Source organism: Stenotrophomonas nematodicola, assembly GCF_009467805.1.
Classification (GTDB): domain Bacteria; phylum Pseudomonadota; class Gammaproteobacteria; order Xanthomonadales; family Xanthomonadaceae; genus Stenotrophomonas; species Stenotrophomonas nematodicola.
Map to the genome: position 1 here is coordinate 154,772 of NZ_WIAY01000004.1, position 16,281 is coordinate 171,052.

Genomic DNA, 16,281 nt, shown 5'->3' on the forward strand with positions numbered 1-16,281 from the left:
GACCGCCGGTAGCCGCCTGCGCTGGACAGGCGCGCAACGCGGTCGCACCCTGTCCGCATGCGCATCCAACATCTCCTGCTGCCGGTATCCGACCCCGGCTCCGTCGCCCGCTACTTCAGCACCGTACTGGAGCTGGACACCGACGCGGACCAGGTCCGCATCGGCTGGAGCACGCTCCAGCTCGAACCCGCCGGGGATCGCCCGGTGGGCGGCGTGCATCTGGCCTTCACCGTGCCGCACAACCGCTTCGTCGCGGCCACCGCCTGGCTGGACGCGCGCGCGCAGCGGCAGCGCGACGCCGAGGGGCGCGAGCACTTCGACTTCGGTGGCAGCTGGGATGCCGAGTCGATCTATTTCACCGGCCCGGACGGGCTGATTCTGGAACTGATCGCGCGCCGCCGCCTGCCCGCATCGGCGCGGACCGGCATCTTCCACGGCAGCGAAATGACCTGCATCAGCGAGGTCGGCCTGCCGGCGCTGAGCGTGGAGGCCATGCAGGCCCAGGTGGAGGCCACGTTCGGTCTTGCACCGTTCTCTACGCCTACACCGCACTTCGCGCCGATGGGCGATGACGAAGGCCTGTTGATCATTGTCGATGCCACGCGCCGCTGGTTCCCTGAACAGCGCGCGCTGCCCAATGCGGATGGCATCCAGGTGCATCTGGGCGGGATCACACCCGGCGCGACGCTGGGTGACGCGGCGCTCGGCTGGCAGCTCCGCAGCGAGTGACGGCGCGCTGAAACATGAAGCCCCGCGTCATGCGGGGCTTCGCAGGCGAGCATGGCCGGAGGCCATCACTCTTCTTCGTCCTGCCCACCCTGCTGTTGGTTCTGATTGCGCTGCTGCTGTTCCTGCTGTTGCTGCTGCTGTTGATTGCGCCCGCGTTCCTGGTCCTGCTGCGGGGTCTGATTGCGCTGCTGTGCCATGTCCGGTCTCCGGGTGCCGCAGGCGGAATGCCGCGGTCGGGACCATGCTGTGCAGAGGGAGGTTAACGGTGCGTGGCCGTTTTTATACAACGGCGTCAATTCGCCTGCCTGCGCGCCACGAAACGCGAAGAACCCTTGCGCCACAAGGCGTGTCCACGGCTGATCACCCCTTGCCATGTCGTCATGCCCGGCGACCGCACACGTGCTGAACAGGGCCGCGGTCTCCGATCCGCACCGGCGTGAGGGACCAGCCGTTGCGCAGTCGCGTCATTTCAATTGATGCCGCATTGGGTGAAGCACAGATCAAGAGATGAAACTGTTGAAAATCACGCCCCGTTCCTGCGAGCTTCATCGCACTTCCAAGGCTCGAGTGGCTACAACTCTGCACCATTCGAAAGGCTGCACTTTCACGTGTTGACGCTATCGAACGCGCCACGCGATGGTGCACGACATGCACGCCGTCACCGCTCCCCACCCGCTCGGCACTCTCGCCACCATCCGCCAGGGACATCCCTTCCGCGGCGCCATCCGTGCCATTGCGGAGGGCGACGTGCAGGTGATCCAGTTGAAGGACCTCACCGTGGATGCACTGCGTCCCGGCGTTCCGCTTCTGCGCACCGTAGTGCGCGCCCGCAAGACACCGGACTGGGTGCGCGATCAGGACATCCTGATTGCCGGTCGAGGCAATCATCCGCTGGCCATGCTGCTGCGTGATCCTCCTCCTGCCACGCTGTGCAGCCCCCATCTGTACGTGCTCCGGGTCGAGCAACCGCAGCAGGTGCTGCCGGCGTTCCTGGCCTGGCAGCTCAACCAGCCGCCGGCTCAACAGTATCTGCGCCGGCAGTCGGCAGGGTCGCGGCAGCGGAGCATCCGCCGCAGCGTGCTGGACCAGTTGCCGGTGCAGGTGCCGCCCTTGCCCCAGCAACAACGGATCATTGCCCTGGCGCGCCGTGTACGCGATGAACAGGCGTGTCTGGAAGCTCTGATCCGCAACCGTCAGCAACAGTTCGCCGCCGTCGCCGCGGACGTGCTGACCGGCGTGATCGCGTGAACGCGATCCCCGCTGCCCGTGGTGCAGGTCCCCATGCCACGCTTGCCGCCCTGACCTCGGCCTGCGACACGCTTGCCGACGCCCGGGACAGGCAGGCCACGGTTCACCTGGTGCTGGCCCTGCTGATGCTCAAGATCGCCAGCGACAACCAGGCACTGGCGAGCACTCCGGTTGCCAGTGCGCTGTCACCGCTCGACTGGAGCCCACTGGCGCCCGGTGCCCAGCAGCTCGACGTGCCCGCGAACGCGCGCTTCGAACGCCTGCATCGGCAACGGTTCGTGGCCGGTAACCGCCAGCGGCTGTTTGCTGCCCTGCAGGACCTGGCAACCGCCAATCCAGCTGCGCTGGCCGGCGTCCTTACCCCACTGCGGCTGGAGGCCGCGCTGCCGCCCGGTCAGGATCACCAGGAGGCGGCCCTGTCACACCTGCTGGGTCGCATGGCGGTGCCGGCGCTGGACTTCCGATGCCTGCGCGGTGGCCATCGCCGCGATATCGGCGCGGCGGTGGATCGCCTTCTGGACCGTACCGCCGGTTCGCCTGCCGAGACGTCCGACGGGCACGTACCCGACCCGCTGGCGCACCTGATGGCCGCATTGCTGGACCCTGGCGAGGACGACACGATCTGCGATCCCGGCAGCCGCAGCGGCGCACTGCTGCTGGCCTGCGCACAGTGGGCGCGCACGCACCACGGCGCCTGTCGGCACGTGGTGTACGGGCGGGAGCGCGACCAGGTCCAGTGGGCCCGCGCCCGCATGCGGCTGATGCTGCACGGAGAAGACACTCACGGCCTCATCCGCGGCGAGCCGCTGGAGCAACCGCTGGCCGGCGACGGTGGTCCGCAACGTGTCCAGGTCTGCCTGTCGCGGCCGGCCTTCGACCTTTCTTGGAACCCGACGATCGCGGCGCGCGACCCGCACGGACGATTCGCCTTCGGCATTCCGCCACGTCAGCGCGGCCACCTGGCCTGGATCCAGCACATGCTGCACGCGCTGGACCCGCAGCAGGGACGCATGGCGATCGTCGTCCCGCATGGCGTGCTGTTCCGCAGTGGCGAAGAAGCCGCCATCCGCCAGCGCCTGCTCGACGCCCACCTGCTGGAGACGGTGATCGGTCTGCCCGACCGCCTGTTCGCCGGGCAGCCGGTGGCCACGGCGCTGCTGGTGCTGCGACGAACGCGCGACGACACCGATGTCCTGTTCATCGACGCACGTGGGGCCGCGTGCCGCGGCCGGCGCGGCCCGAAGCTGCCGGCCGACCTTGTGGCACGGGTCATCAGCACCTGCCAGCAGCGGGTATCGCTGCCGGGATTCTCCCACCGTGCAACGCCCGACGAACTGGCCCGGCACGAGGGCTCGCTGAGCATCGCCCGCTACCTCGCCGACGCCCAGGACACCGCACCGGCCGACACGGCTGCCCTGCGCGACGAGCGCAGGGCACTGTGCCGCACCCTGTCGCAGATCGGCCAGCACATCGACGCGGATCTGCGTGGACTTGCACCTGACCGGCCGTGACACCGTTGCGTGGGCGCAGTGGCAAAGGGGCGCGTGCCGGCGGTGAGGGGGTATGGATTGATGCATGCAATCAAGATGCGAAGATCAATCTGGAACCAGTTCGAACCGGCGCGATGCGACGGCAGGAATCGGAATGATGCACACAACAGGCATGGCGCAGCGTCGTCCACACTGCGTCAATGCCGCCTTCTTCCCACTCCCTCGACACGCTGGTGCAGCGCTCCGCATTGGGCTGGATGCTGCACCTTGGCTGGCGCTATCTGCCGCACGATCGCCGGCATCGGCAGGACGGCAGCGTGCTGACGCACCGGCTGCGCCGCTACCTGCAGGTGTTCCGCTTCATCCACGGCGCGGGTGACCGGCCGTTGTCGGAGGCCGCCATCGAGCAGGTCGTGGCGGCGGTGCTGGTCGCCGCCACGGGCGACATGCCGAGGCTCCTGCACGGCCTCACCGTGGAGGACACGCTTGCAGATGGTGAGCGCATCAACGTCGCCGTGCCGCTCGTGAACTGGGAGGATGTCACCGCCAACTGCTTCGATGTCCGTGCCAACGTGCCGCTCGGCTCGTCACCGTCAGGTGCCTCCCGGTCGCTGGACCTGGTGGCCTACATCAATGGCGTGCCGGTGGCGCTGATGGCCTGCAGTGGGCGCGATGCCGTGGGGCGATGGGCGCGCGATGACGACGCCATCGCACGCCACCTGGGCGTCCAGCGGGGGGCCACCACCCGGGCGCTGTACGACGTCGCGCAGGTGCTGCTTGCACTGGATCGGCGTGGCGGCCGTTATGCCGCCGCGGGAACGCCGGCGACCGGTTGGCGGCGCTGGCAGGAACGCCCCGCGCGGCCATTGCGTACCGGGCGGTTGGTGGTGCGCCCGAGCGTGCAGGCGGCGCTCGCGCGCGATGGCCTGCACGGCATCGGTGATCCGGTGCTGCGAGGCGCCCATGCGGGGCTGCTGCGCGGGCTGATGGCCCCAGCCCGGCTGCTGGCGCTGTTGCGGTGCTTCACGCACATCGGGCCTGACGGGCAGCGGCATATCGCCCACGCCGGCCAGTTCGGCGCCGTGCAGGCGGTCCTCTCACAGCTGCGCACCCACGATGCGGGCGGGCGCCGCAACGGTGGCCAGGTCTGTCTGTCCAGCGGCAGCGGCCTGCGCTTGACCGCGCACTGGCTGCTGGACGCACTGCGGCAGGACCCACAGTTGCGTGGGTGCCGGGTACTGCATGTGGCCACCGGCCCTGCGGTGCGCATCGACCGGCACCGAAGCGCCGCCTGGCCGGTGCCACCTCGGGTGGGCTCGGCCACCCTGGCGCGGTTCCTGCTGGGCGATGAATCCGGTCCGGTCAGTGCCAGCCTGCATCAGGTGCTGCGGGTGCAGCGCGAACTGCCCGCCGACGATGGCGGCCACGCGATCGTGCTGTGGATGGACTCCGGTTTCTGGTCGGCAACAGCGGCAGCGCGCGCGCGGTTGCGCGCCGCACTGCCGCGTTCGGCCTGGGTGACACTGGCGTCTCTGCCCGTGGCGGCATCCGTGGGCGGCGACACCTCGGACCAGCTGCTGTACGTCTACAGCGCTGCCGACGCAGTGGATGACGGGGTAACCGTGCCGGTGTTCCATGCGTCGCGCGCCGATGCGTGGCCGGAAACAGCGGGCGACAGCGCTGCGGCAGGCACCGCACGCGTCGTTGGCATTGCCAACGACATTGCCCGGCACCATGCCGAACAGACCCGCTGGGCCGAGCGCGATCTGCTGGCGCGCGTGATCGTGCGCGATGAACAGCGGTCGGCGTACCAGGCCGCGCTGCGGCGCGCCGTGCACGTGCGCGGCATCGTGCCCGACACCCACCCCCGTTCCGTGGGAGAGGCCGGGGTGGAGCTGGTGGCCGCGCACATGCCCACCGTGCCGGCGCGGGCCAGACAGGCGCTGCTGTATGTGGATGCGATGCTGTCGGCGCAGGCGCTCGCCGCTGCGATCTCCACCATCAATGCGCCGCATGCGGACAAGCACCACGCGGTGGTGATCGACTATCAAGGCGTGCCGAAGGACGCCGAACCGCTGGTCGCGGCAGCCACGTCCCTGGGGGTATGGCCCCTGCAGTCCACCGACACCGCCAGCGCCGGCCTGCCCCGGCTGCACGCCCGCATGTGCGCGCCAGTGGCAGGCGACAACGGCCGAGACTTCCATGCCGCGCGCCGCCGTCTGGCGCCGTCACCTGCCGGTGCGCCACCCGTCCCGGCCATCGCGCGGTCACGGCGTCTGTTCCACGAACGCGTGACCCGGTTCGGCGAATCGCTGCAGGCCGCGCAGAGCACGTCTGCCCCTCGTCCGCGTGGCGATGCCGATGGCGTCGACGATACCGGTGCGCAGCCCTACGCACGCGACCTGCACTTCTGCTCGGTGCTGCGCGACGCCGTCAACGCCGCGGCTGCCGACGATGCCGGCTACACACCAGCGGACATCCGCATCCGGCATTGGGCGCGCCACCACGTACCGGAAATCCGCGAGCCCTTGATGGACTACGCCACCCTGCGCGAGCTGGAGCAGGCGGCCACGCCGCCCGAGGCGGAGCGCGACGCCGTGGCCACCCTGTATCAGCGGCTGCTCCGCGAGGGCGACGTCGCACTGGCCGGCGATCCCTTCGCGCGCCGTCAGTGGGATGCGGCGTTGGCGACGGCGCTGTCGGGTCCTTCGGCCTATGGTGAGCTGTTGGCCGTCGCCGCGGCCTGGGCGCAGAACGAGCGCCCCGATCTGCCCGCAGCGCTGTCACCCGCGCGCGGGGTCCGTGCCTGCTATGGCGTGCTGAGGCTGGCCCTGGAAGAGTCCATCGCCGATCCGGAAGCCGCCCCGCTGCTGGCGCTGGCCGAAGAACTGGACGCCGTGGTGCAGAAGGTCCGCCGTGAGTTGCCGCGCCTGCCGCACCTGTTCCGGGTGGCGCTGCACCGGTGCCTGCATGCGCGCGTGACCTATCTGGTCGGCCCGGTCGGGGCGGACGCCGTGCTGGCAGGCCTGATCGAGGTGGCCCTCACCCTGCCGGCCGACGCGGCGCCATGACCGGCCTGCCGGCCTGGCTCACGGCATGACCGGCGGCACGTAGGTCAGGGTCATGCCCAGCAACCACAGCAGGCCCAGTACCAGCGGGATGTGCACCAGCAGCTGGATGAAGGTGAAGCCGACGATGTCGCGTGCCTTCAGGCCCAGCACGCCCAGCAGCGGCAACATCCAGAACGGATTGATCAGGTTCGGCAGCGCCTCGGCCGCGTTGTAGACCTGCACCGCCCAGCCCAGATGCGCCTTCAGCTCATTGGCGGCCTGCATCACGTACGGCGCCTCGATGATCCACTTGCCGCCGCCGGAGGGGACGAAGAAGCCCAGCACCGCCGAGTACACGCCCATTACCAGCGCGAACGTATCGGTGGTGGCCACGTGCACGAACAGGCTGGAAAGCCGATGCGCCAGGGTTTCATCGCCATGCCCGGTGGCATGGGTGAGGATCATCGCGATGCCGCCGTAGAGGGGAAACTGGATGAGCACGCCAGTGGTGCTCGGAACCGCCTTGGCCACTGCATTGAGGAAGCTGCGCGGCCGCCAGTGCAGCAGCAGGCCCAGCGAAATGAACAGGAAGTTGTAGGTATTGAGGTTGGCGATCGCGGTGACCAGCGGCTTGCTGGCGAATTCGCCGAACAGCCAGCCGAAGGCGAGCAGCGACAGCAGCACCGTCAGCAGCGGGCTGTACTCCAGCCATTCGCCCGGACGCGTGCGCGGTTGCATCGGCACCGCCTCGGCCTGGGCGGCGCCCTCGAATTCCTTTGCGGTGCGGGCCGTCGCCGTACCGGGGGCGGTCAGCCACGCGATCAGCAGGGAGACCAGGATCAGCGCGGCGGTCAGCACGATCGACTGCCACAGGAAGATGGTGTCGGTGAACGGCAGCACGCCGGTGATCTCCACCAGCCCCGGCGGCATCGAGGCCGGGTTGGCCTGCAGCTGCGCGGCCGACGAGCTCAGCCCCATCGCCCACACCGCGCCGAGTCCGAGGTAGGCCGAGGCACCGGCGGCGCGGTAGTCCATCGTCAGGTCGTCGCGGCGCGCCAGCGCGCGCACCAGCAGACCGCCAAACACCAGCGAGAAGCCCCAGCTGAGCAGCGAGGCCAGCATGCTGATCAAGCCGACATACACCACCGCCCCCCGACCGGTGCGCGGCACCCGGGCCAGCAGGTCGATGAAGCGCGCCACCACCGGCGCGGTCGCCAGCGCATAGCCGCCGATCACCACGAAGGCCATCTGCATGGTGAACGGGATGAGGCTCCAGAAGCCGTCGCCGAAAGCGCGGGCGGTGGCCTGCGGGGTGGCGCCGAAACCGATCGCGGCGGCGGCCACGATGACCACGCCGAGCACGGCGAACACATAGGCATCGGGGAACCACTTCTCGGCCCATGCGGCCGACCGCAGCGCCGCGCGCGCCATCCACCCATCCTGCACTGTCGTCGAGGTACCCATCGTTACCCTCCCAGGTCTCAATGGCACCGATTCTGGGCGCTGCCGGCGATGCTGTCAGTCGCCTATTGGTCTTAGGCCGGTGGGGCTTCAGCCCAGCGCCAACGCCGCAGCGATACCGGCAAACAGGGCCGCGCCGACCCAGTTGTTGTGCAGGAAGGCCTTGAAGCAAGGCTCCCGCTCGCGCTTGCGGGCGATCCAGAATTCGTACGCGATCAGCCCGGCCGCCACTGCCACGCCTGCCCAGTAGGCCACCCCCAGCCCGGCACGTACGCCGACCAGCGCCATCGCGCCCAGGAACAGCGCGTACAGGATGCCCTGGATGACCAGATCGAGATCGCCGAACAGGATCGCGGTGGAATGCGACCCCATCTTCAGGTCGTCGTCGCGGTCGACCATCGCATACCAGGTGTCGTACGCGGTGGACCACAGGATGTTGGCGCCATACAGCAGCCAGCCGATCACCGGAATTTCGCCCTGCACGGCGGCGAAGGCCATCGGAATGCCCCAACCGAAGGCCATGCCCAGATAGACCTGCGGCAGGTGGGTGTAACGCTTCAGATAGGGGTAGCTGGCGGCCAGAAAGACGCCGATGAAACTCAGCCCGATGGTCAGCGCGTTCAGGGTCAGCACCAGCGCGAAGGCCACCAGCATCAGTACGGCGAACAGCACCAGCGCCGCGCGCCCGGACACGGCGCCACTGGCCAGGGGACGGTCCTTGGTGCGTTTGACGTGCGGGTCCAGCCACCGGTCGGCGTAGTCGTTGATGACGCAGCCGGCCGAACGCGTCAGCCAGACGCCGGCAGTGAACACGAACAGGGTCCACAGCGGCGGCAGGCCACCAGCGGCCAGCCACAGCGCCCACCAGGTGGGCCACAGCAGCAGCAGGGTGCCGATCGGGCGATCGGCGCGCATCAGTTTCCAGTAGTGCCGCCAGCGCGGCGGTGCCGCCTGCCCGGGCGTTTCAAAACGTTCGTAAGCCATCGGTAAAGGATACCGCCTGGGCCCGCCCGGAGCGCTGCCGGACGGCACAATCGCAGAGGGGGGAGACCTGCGCCGCGTTTACCGCTAGAATGCGACTCCCGCGCCGTCTCGACGGTCCGGTCGCCCGCAACGGGCTGCCCGGCGGGAAGCAGCAGACAACGCGCTCGTAGCTCAGCCGGATAGAGTAGTGGCTTCCGAAGCCATTGGTCGGGGGTTCGAATCCCTCCGGGCGCACCATCTGAACGTCTACACCATCCCATGAAGGCCGAACTTTCCTTTCACATCACGGATTTCGGCTTTTTTTGTGTCTGCTTGCGTCCAATCCTGATGTAGCTAACCGCCGCCGCTCAACGGCGGCTGCTTGGCAGCCGATGGGCAGCCTCCACCACGCCGGGCAACAGTAACGAGAGAGCCGTTACTTCCAAAGCCCACGGTCCTTCGTTTCCTTCACGATGTCCAGCATGATCTGAGGCTCTCCAAGCTGGGCCAGGAACATCAGGTGTTCGACGGCCTTGACCTTCTTCAAATGATCGAGGCGGCACGGCCCGCCCATCCCAAGAGCGGGGACGAAACTATACATTTCGTCGTGCCCCAGCGGACCCAACTCCTTTAGTGCGCGATCAAACAGTGGCTTATCGCCTTCATCGTTCTGCTCAAGGAGAGATCGCTGCATGCCCCCTATCCAGTTGCCCAGCAAGAGGTCGCCCTTGCCCTCACTCATCCAGCGGGATTTATCAGAAGGAAAGATCATTCCCCGCACCGAATGAATTGTCAGGCTTGGTCCGGTCTTTGCGCCCCAAACGATCAGTTCGCCGAATGCAGTGCGGCCAATCACATAGAACTTGTCCGTCGCGTGGAGCCGGGTCGGGTAAAGCCAAGCGCTGAGAACGTCAGCATATTCATCCGGATCGGTCATCCAGATCAGGCCGTTGCCGTATCCCCCGAATCCGTAGGCATCCCAGTACTCCAGAAGCTTGTTGGGCAATCTTCCTTGGTAATACTCAATTTTTGCACGCGGAACAGGTCGCGAATCAATGGCAGGGCCAAAGCCCTTCTCTTGATAGAAATACTGAAAGTTCTCATCGACCATCTTGATCATTTGCAACGCTCCAATCCGCCGTTCATCTTCGTCTTGCTTCTTTCGCCCACAGGGACGTTAGCCGCGGCCTCATCCAACTCACCTATTCGGGACTTCTTCCCATTCTTGGCATTCTTCCACTGCCACCCGATGGTCGAATTCACCCGGCCGTCGCCAAAGTCGGCAATCTTCTGGCCACCGCCATCACCTTGCCACCGGCAGCCCGCATCGCGGCGATCTTGCGGTCCAGTCCATTGCGATCGCCGGTGAGCAGCAGCTGCGTCCATTCCTTGATCTCGCGGTCGGTCTTGTACATAAGCACGGCCAGATCCATCGCCGTCTCTACTGTTCCGACCACGTAGTCCCACGCGCCCTGGCCCGTGCCCAGCGCCTGGCTGCCACGCTGCAGCCCCCCAGCGTTTGGCCGCACCGGCGTCGTCCCTTTGCCGCCACTCCGAGGCCATGTCGGTGCGGGTCTGGGCCACGATGGCATCCAACGCAACCTTGAGTCGTTCGCGGGCAGCCAGGATGGGCGCATCATCGTCATCGCTCACATCGGGCTGAAACAACACCTGCACCATCTGCGCCGGGCCGACTGTCACCTCCGGAATGCGTGCGCGGCCCTCATCATCCAGGCGACCGGTCACCACGCTGTCGTCCGGCAGCATCACCTGGAAGCCGACGCCCCGCACGGGAGTGCGGTCGAGGTCGCCATAATGATAGTGCAGGCTGATGTCCTGCTTGAGCGGGGGCGCGGCAACAGATTCCTGCGGGGTAGTGCCTTGGGGCATAAACCCTGCCGGTGGTGTCGCGCTGACCGCAGCGGCTGCTGCACCACGGGGCGCACCACTGCCGCCGGATTCCACCGACGCCGGATTCCACCGATACGGTGCTTTGCTTGACCGCCAGCACCTGGCAGCCGCAGGCGAGATAGTCGCCGTGCCGGGCCAGGGGATTGCCATCGACAATGAAGGTCGGGTCGCCCGTGATAATCGGGAAAGCCCCCTTGTGCTTGGGGCAGGAAGCCTTGTCACCGACGCGGGCGACCGCCATCCCATTGATATCGGTGAAGGGCGCGCCGGTGAGGACCGTGCCGCCGCTACTGGTGCTATCGCCTACGACAATTGCAATCCGTGCCACGCCATATCCTTAGCCTTGGTCATACAGGACAGGCTAGCAATGGTTTCGGGGTATTTGCTGACGACCAACACAAGATGCGCGTGATCCTGGTCAAGGATATAGACCATTCGGAATTTTCCTACCAAACAGCACGGGATTCACGAAGGCACTCAAACAGCAAAAATGGAGTAATCGCGGCACCACGCCGTTTGGCAGCAGCCAGAAGCGGAGCTGCGTGAAATCAGGGCTCCTGCGATGTGATACAAGGCATATGCTCGCCCATGCTGGGCTGGTCGCCGTTGTAGTAGGCACCTCATGTTTGGATGGTTCAAGCGCAAGAGTACATTCGGGCTCAAGAAGCCTAGGGCCATCCCACGTTGCCGAGGCGACCGCACAACTGCTCCTTCTGGAGTTGATCATTTGCCGGAGTATTGAAGATTTCCCCGGGCACTTGGCGAGCCCCAAGGTACGCGGTTACTTGGTGGGGTTCTTCGATGCCGCCGCCCAACAGGCCTTCACCGCTGCATCCCTGCTGACCCAAAGCATGCCTGAATTCATCGAAGGTCAGGGGATGGGCGGCCGAGAGTATTTTCGATGGACGCAGAATCGTGGGGGGACGTCGGCTCCTTCCCGATCACCGCTTTCAGCTGTCCGCCTGGCACTTGGTTGGCATCCTCGGTGACGCCTTGGGCACAGGGATTCCCAAGTAGGTGAATGCCCCTGCAGTGTCATCGATAGCGTTGCTGCGTCGGCACTGCGGTGTTTGCAGATGGTGCACAGAAGACTCCATGAAGAACGCAGGCGTGGCGGGGAAGCGAGTGCGCGCGCCGGGTGCAGATCCTTCGCAGGCAACTGGGGTACGGCGCAATGTTCTTGATGCCATTTCGCCCGGCTGAATCGCCCCAGGACGGTTGCCATGCTCGTCGCCAGCCGCAGACGCGGGCGCATGCCCCGTATGCCGTCAGGCGCTGGTAGATTGCCCCCTATGGAACACCTGATATTCGCGCTCATCGCGCTCCTGCTGCTTGCGACGGTAGGCGTCACGCTTGTATGGGGACTCAGCGTCCTGTGCCGCTTCCTCGCCGTCTTGGTCGAGCAGTTCTCCACGTCACCAAGGCCGCGCTGATGCTGACTCAACCTACCTAGCGCCTGTACCGTGGTGGCAACTATGGCGGTAATACGGGTAGCCGCTGACCTTCAGTCCCTTTAATGCCAATGGATTTCGAGGACTATGTAACTTCCTCCGGGCGCACCATCTGAACGTCTACACCATCCCATGAAGGCCGAACTTTCCTTTCACATCAAGGATTTCGGCTTTTTTTGTGTCTGTTTGCGTCCAATCCTGATGTAGCTAACCGCCGCCGCTCAACGGCGGCTGCTTGGCAGCCGATGGGCAGCCTCCACCACGCCGGGCAACAGTAACGAGAGAGCCGTTACTTCCAAAGCCCACGGTCCTTCGTTTCCTTCACGATGTCCAGCATGATCTGAGGCTCTCCAAGCTGGGCCAGGAACATCAGATGTTCGACGGCCTTGACCTTCTTCAAATGTTCGAGGCGGCACGGCCCGCCCATCGCAAGTGCGGGGACGAAGCCATACATTTCGTCGTGGGCCAGCGGGCCCAGCAGCTTCTCTGCTCGATCAAAGAGAGGTGCATCCTTCTCGTCAGTCTGATCCAGGCTGTGGGCCTGCATCCCGGACAGCCATGTTGAAATCAGGAAGTCCCCTTTGCCTTGATTCATCCATCGGGATTGGTCGGCGGGATAGATCATTCCCCAGGCACAGTTTATGGTGATGCATGGGCCTGTTTTCGCTCCCCATACCTCGAGCTTTCCAAAGGCGCTTCGACCAATCACGTAAAAGTGGTCCTTGCCGTAGAACTCGGTTTCGTAGAGCCAGGCGTTGAGCACCTCGGAATAATCGTCAGGATCCGTCAGCCAGAGCAAGCCATTGCCATAGCCGGCGAAGCCGTACGCCTGCCAATACTCAAGCAGCTTCTCCGGCAACTTTCCTCTGTAATGGTCCAGCTTGGAATTCGACACTGGCCGAGCGTCAACCGCCGGTCCAAAGTCCTTGTCCAAGTAGAAGTACTCGAAATCTTCATCGACCATCTTGATCATTTGCACCGCTCCAGTCCGCCGTTCATTTTCGCTGTTCGCCGCTCACTCACCGGCACCTTGCTTGCTGCCTCATCAAGGTCTTGGATCCGCGTCGTCTGGCCCTTCTTTCACCACCTGCAGAGTGACGCAGATCCAGGAGGCTGATTGACAGGGTCCCACGTGCATGAGAGACAGGAAGCGCGCTCTTTGAATTGAATCAGATCGTGAACAGATTAGGGATACTGATTTTTCCTTTGGCGGCGACGTTGTGGCTTGCCTCTGGATGCAAACAGGAACGTCCGCAACACACCGATGCGCCGGCGCAGACGTTGCTGGCCGCAGAGCCGGAGAGCGACTCCGCAGTCCGCAACGCTTCCGCCCGCGCCTCGCCTGCCAACAGGAACGTGACGATTCAACCCCTGTCGGGGCGCGCCTTTGCAGTCCGGGATTTCGGATCCGCCCCCAATGGGCCGGTGAACGAAGTACTTGCCCAGCTGAAAACTCAGGCCCTGGCCGGTGACGGCGCGGCATCCTACGCAATCTTCCTCAAGTTGTTCGAATGCAACACCCTCAACATGCGCGCTGCAAAGGGCTTGCCGATTCGCGACAACGACGCGGCTGAGCAATGCGAAGCGCTTTCGGCCGCCGACGGAATCACATCTACAGAATGGCTGAGCCTGGCCGCTGAGCAGGGAAATATCGGAGCGCAGCTCTTTTATTCGATGGATCCTGCATCCGCCTTGGGCGGAGAAGCGGCGATGCTTCGCGACCCAGACGCCACGCTGGAGTACAAGCGAAAGGCCACAGGCTACCTGGAAGGCCTGGCTTCGCAAGGGAGTGCGGACGCGCTGTTGCAACTTGGCAATGCTTATCAGGCCGGCGTTCTGGTGAACGAGGACCTTGTTGCAAGCAGGGCCTATTTCGAGGCCGTGCGACTGTCCGATCCATCGTTGGTACCGGTCCAGCAGATCAAAGGCCTTGAAAAGGAGATGAGTTCACAGCAGCTTTCACTCGCCCTAAGGAAAGGAGCGGTGATATATGGATCATGCTGCAGGTAGGCGTTTTTCCGAATCAGCCCGAACAAAGCAACGGACGCTCGTTTCCAACCCCGCTCCAGTGGGAGCGTCCGCGCGGACACGGTGGGCCGGTCGCTGGGGCAGAATGCGCCAATGAGAACCTCACACGCCTGGCAGCAGCACGGCACGACCGCGTTGTGGCGCTACACCGGTCATCAGCGCAACTTCCCCGGCTGGCACCTCAGTTGTGATGCGGCCGGCTGCGCGTCGTTGCAGGGGCTGATCGATGCGTTGCTGGCCGATGGCACCGGCGCGGCGCGCACGGTGCGGGTGACGCCGCCGTCCCCGCCGCTGCTCGCCGTCCCCAACAACCGCCGTGCCGCGTGGGAAGCACCCGTCTCGGTCCAGATCGGACACGACGCCACTGTGGACGGCTGGGGGTGGCAGCACGAGGGCGACCGGGCTCATCTGCGTCTGAACGCCGGTGCCCTGGCCCTGCTCAGGCAGGGCGTGAACGACATCGCCGCCGGCCGGGGCGACCATGCAATGGGCACCGGCGCGGCAGCGCTGTGGTTCTGGTGGTGGCCGTCGCGGTGACGGCGCGGGCTCAGTAGGTGCCGTCGAAGGCGAAGATCGGCTTGCGCTGCTTCCACAGGCCGGCGGTGAAGTCCGGGAACTCCAGTGTCTGGAAGCTGTTGGCGATGGACTGCTCGGACAGCGGGGTGATCGCGCTCCACGTGATGGCATCGTAGATGTCGATCGGCATCGGCGCCTTGGCTTTGAGCGCCTCGACGAAGGCGTGGATCACAAACCAGTCCATGCCGCCGTGGCCGGCGCTGGCGGCAGTAGCGGCGTGCTGCTTCCACAGCGGGTGTTCGTACTGGTCCTGGTAGGCCTGGATCGGCTCCCACTTGTGTGGCGGGCTGCGGCCTTCGATGTGGATGGACTGGTTGACGTCCATCCACAGGCCCTTGGTGCCCTGCACGCGGAAGCCCATCGAGTAGGGACGCGGCAGTGAGGTGTCGTGCTGCAGCAGGATGGTCTCGCCGTTCTCGCAGGCCAGCGTGGTGGTGACGATGTCGCCCAGCTTGAACGCCACCTTGGTGCTGGGATGGGTGGTGCCGCCACTCTTGGCCACGGTGTATTCGTGCAGCCCGCGTGCCTTGCTGGCGAACGCGTTGATGTGGGTGAAGCGGTTGCCACGGTTGATGCCGGTGTACATCGCGCACGGGCCAATGCCGTGGCTGGGGTAGAGCTCACCGTTGCGCTGCACGGAATGCTCGGTACGCCAGCGCGCCTCGGACCAGCCCTTGGCGCCGAACTCCACACCGCTGTCGTAAGGCTGGGACGGATCGCCGGAGTTGAACTTCACCCCGCGCAGGTCGTGCTGGTAGCCACCCTGCAGGTGCACCAGTTCGCCGAACAGGCCGGCGCGTACCATCTGCAGCACCGCCATCACATCGCGGCGGTAACACACGTTCTCCAGCAGCATGTACGGCGTGCCGGTGTCGAGCTGGGTCTTGAGCACGTCCCAGTGGTCCTGCAGGGTGATGCCGGCGACCACTTCGCAGCCGACCGCGACCTTGGCCTGCATCGCGGCGATGGCCATCGGCGCGTGGTACTCCCACGGGGTCGCGATGATCACACCGTCCAGGCCACGCTGTTCCAGCAGACGCTTCCAGGCGTTCACGTCGCCGTTCTGGCCGTAGGTTTTCGGCGCAGGCTTGCCTGCCTTCGCCACCATCTCCACGGCACGGCCGAGCATGATCGGTTCGATGTCGCACAGCGCGACCACCTCCACGTCGTCGCGGCGCACCAGTTCCTTCAACAGGACCTGACCGCGCATGCCGGTGCCGATCACCCCCAGGCGTACCTTGCGACCGCGCGCCCATGCCGGCGTCTGCGGCAGCAGGCTGGTGGCCGCCACGGCGGCACTGGCCAGAATGAATTCCCTACGTTGCATGAAAAACCCTCCTCGAAAGACCGCGCCGGCAGGCACCGGCGCGGTGG

The 16,281-nt window shown here is 65.7% G+C and carries 14 protein-coding genes and 1 tRNA gene; 7 read left to right on the forward strand and 8 right to left on the reverse strand.

Features of this window, described 5'->3' with window-relative positions:
- Positions 1–57 precede the first annotated feature (57 nt).
- A complete protein-coding gene (locus GDJ08_RS13595; protein ID WP_017355717.1) occupies positions 58–729 on the forward strand; it encodes a VOC family protein in 672 nt (223 codons plus the stop codon).
- Between the two features lie 65 nt (positions 730–794).
- Here GDJ08_RS13595 and GDJ08_RS20340 read toward each other — a convergent pair whose 3' ends face one another.
- The gene (locus GDJ08_RS20340) at positions 795–926 is read right to left on the reverse strand and encodes a hypothetical protein (protein WP_017355718.1); all 132 of its coding nucleotides are present in this window, start codon (positions 924–926) and stop codon (positions 795–797) included.
- A gap of 451 nt (positions 927–1,377) precedes the next feature.
- Between GDJ08_RS20340 and GDJ08_RS13600 the strand changes: the two genes are divergently transcribed.
- The 3 genes from GDJ08_RS13600 (at position 1,378) to GDJ08_RS13610 (ending at position 6,538) form a co-directional block, all read left to right on the forward strand.
- Positions 1,378–1,977 (forward strand): restriction endonuclease subunit S, encoded by a 600-nt coding sequence (locus GDJ08_RS13600; RefSeq protein WP_136004659.1) that lies wholly within the window; start codon positions 1,378–1,380, stop codon positions 1,975–1,977.
- Positions 1,974–3,488, forward strand: a complete 1,515-nt coding sequence (locus GDJ08_RS13605) for an N-6 DNA methylase (RefSeq protein ID WP_153165065.1) — start codon at positions 1,974–1,976, stop codon at positions 3,486–3,488. The genes GDJ08_RS13600 and GDJ08_RS13605 overlap by 4 nt, the downstream gene beginning before the upstream one ends.
- A 179-nt stretch (positions 3,489–3,667) precedes the next feature.
- Positions 3,668–6,538 carry a type I restriction endonuclease gene (locus tag GDJ08_RS13610; RefSeq protein WP_153165066.1) on the forward strand — a complete coding sequence of 957 codons (2,871 nt, stop codon included), beginning with the start codon at positions 3,668–3,670 and terminating at the stop codon, positions 6,536–6,538.
- Between the two features lie 18 nt (positions 6,539–6,556).
- On the opposite strand, the gene GDJ08_RS13615 is transcribed toward GDJ08_RS13610, so the two are convergent.
- Together GDJ08_RS13615 and ubiA are read right to left on the reverse strand one after the other, a co-directional pair.
- Positions 6,557–7,948, reverse strand: coding sequence for a short-chain fatty acid transporter (locus GDJ08_RS13615; protein WP_153165146.1), 1,392 nt, complete (start codon positions 7,946–7,948; stop codon positions 6,557–6,559).
- Positions 7,949–8,068: 120 nt separating this feature from the next.
- On the reverse strand, positions 8,069–8,962 hold the full coding sequence (gene ubiA, locus GDJ08_RS13620; protein ID WP_017355723.1) for a 4-hydroxybenzoate octaprenyltransferase: 894 nt from the start codon (positions 8,960–8,962) through the stop codon (positions 8,069–8,071).
- 160 nt (positions 8,963–9,122) lie between these two features.
- Here ubiA and GDJ08_RS13625 point away from each other — a divergent pair.
- A tRNA-Arg gene (locus GDJ08_RS13625) sits at positions 9,123–9,199 on the forward strand.
- A gap of 178 nt (positions 9,200–9,377) precedes the next feature.
- On the opposite strand, the gene GDJ08_RS13630 is transcribed toward GDJ08_RS13625, so the two are convergent.
- The 4 genes from GDJ08_RS13630 to GDJ08_RS13645 form a co-directional block, all read right to left on the reverse strand.
- The gene (locus GDJ08_RS13630; RefSeq protein ID WP_153165067.1) at positions 9,378–10,061 is read right to left on the reverse strand and encodes a GAD-like domain-containing protein; all 684 of its coding nucleotides are present in this window, start codon (positions 10,059–10,061) and stop codon (positions 9,378–9,380) included.
- 139 nt (positions 10,062–10,200) lie between these two features.
- Positions 10,201–10,470, reverse strand: coding sequence for a hypothetical protein (locus GDJ08_RS20230; RefSeq protein WP_165699810.1), 270 nt, complete (start codon positions 10,468–10,470; stop codon positions 10,201–10,203).
- Positions 10,471–10,667: 197 nt separating this feature from the next.
- Entirely contained in the window at positions 10,668–11,180 is a 513-nt protein-coding gene (locus tag GDJ08_RS13640) for a PAAR domain-containing protein (protein WP_136004669.1), read from the reverse strand.
- Between the two features lie 1,412 nt (positions 11,181–12,592).
- Positions 12,593–13,276 (reverse strand): GAD-like domain-containing protein, encoded by a 684-nt coding sequence (locus GDJ08_RS13645; RefSeq protein WP_153165068.1) that lies wholly within the window; start codon positions 13,274–13,276, stop codon positions 12,593–12,595.
- A 191-nt stretch (positions 13,277–13,467) separates the two neighbouring features.
- Here GDJ08_RS13645 and GDJ08_RS13650 point away from each other — a divergent pair, with 191 nt between their 5' ends.
- Both GDJ08_RS13650 and GDJ08_RS13655 read left to right on the forward strand, forming a co-directional pair.
- Positions 13,468–14,313: an SEL1-like repeat protein gene (locus GDJ08_RS13650; protein ID WP_153165069.1), complete on the forward strand. Its 846-nt coding sequence runs from the start codon at positions 13,468–13,470 to the stop codon at positions 14,311–14,313.
- Between the two features lie 111 nt (positions 14,314–14,424).
- On the forward strand, positions 14,425–14,868 hold the full coding sequence (locus GDJ08_RS13655; protein WP_153165070.1) for a hypothetical protein: 444 nt from the start codon (positions 14,425–14,427) through the stop codon (positions 14,866–14,868).
- Positions 14,869–14,878: 10 nt separating this feature from the next.
- Here GDJ08_RS13655 and GDJ08_RS13660 read toward each other — a convergent pair whose 3' ends face one another.
- Positions 14,879–16,234 carry a Gfo/Idh/MocA family protein gene (locus tag GDJ08_RS13660; RefSeq protein WP_017355728.1) on the reverse strand — a complete coding sequence of 452 codons (1,356 nt, stop codon included), beginning with the start codon at positions 16,232–16,234 and terminating at the stop codon, positions 14,879–14,881.
- Positions 16,235–16,281 lie beyond the last annotated feature (47 nt).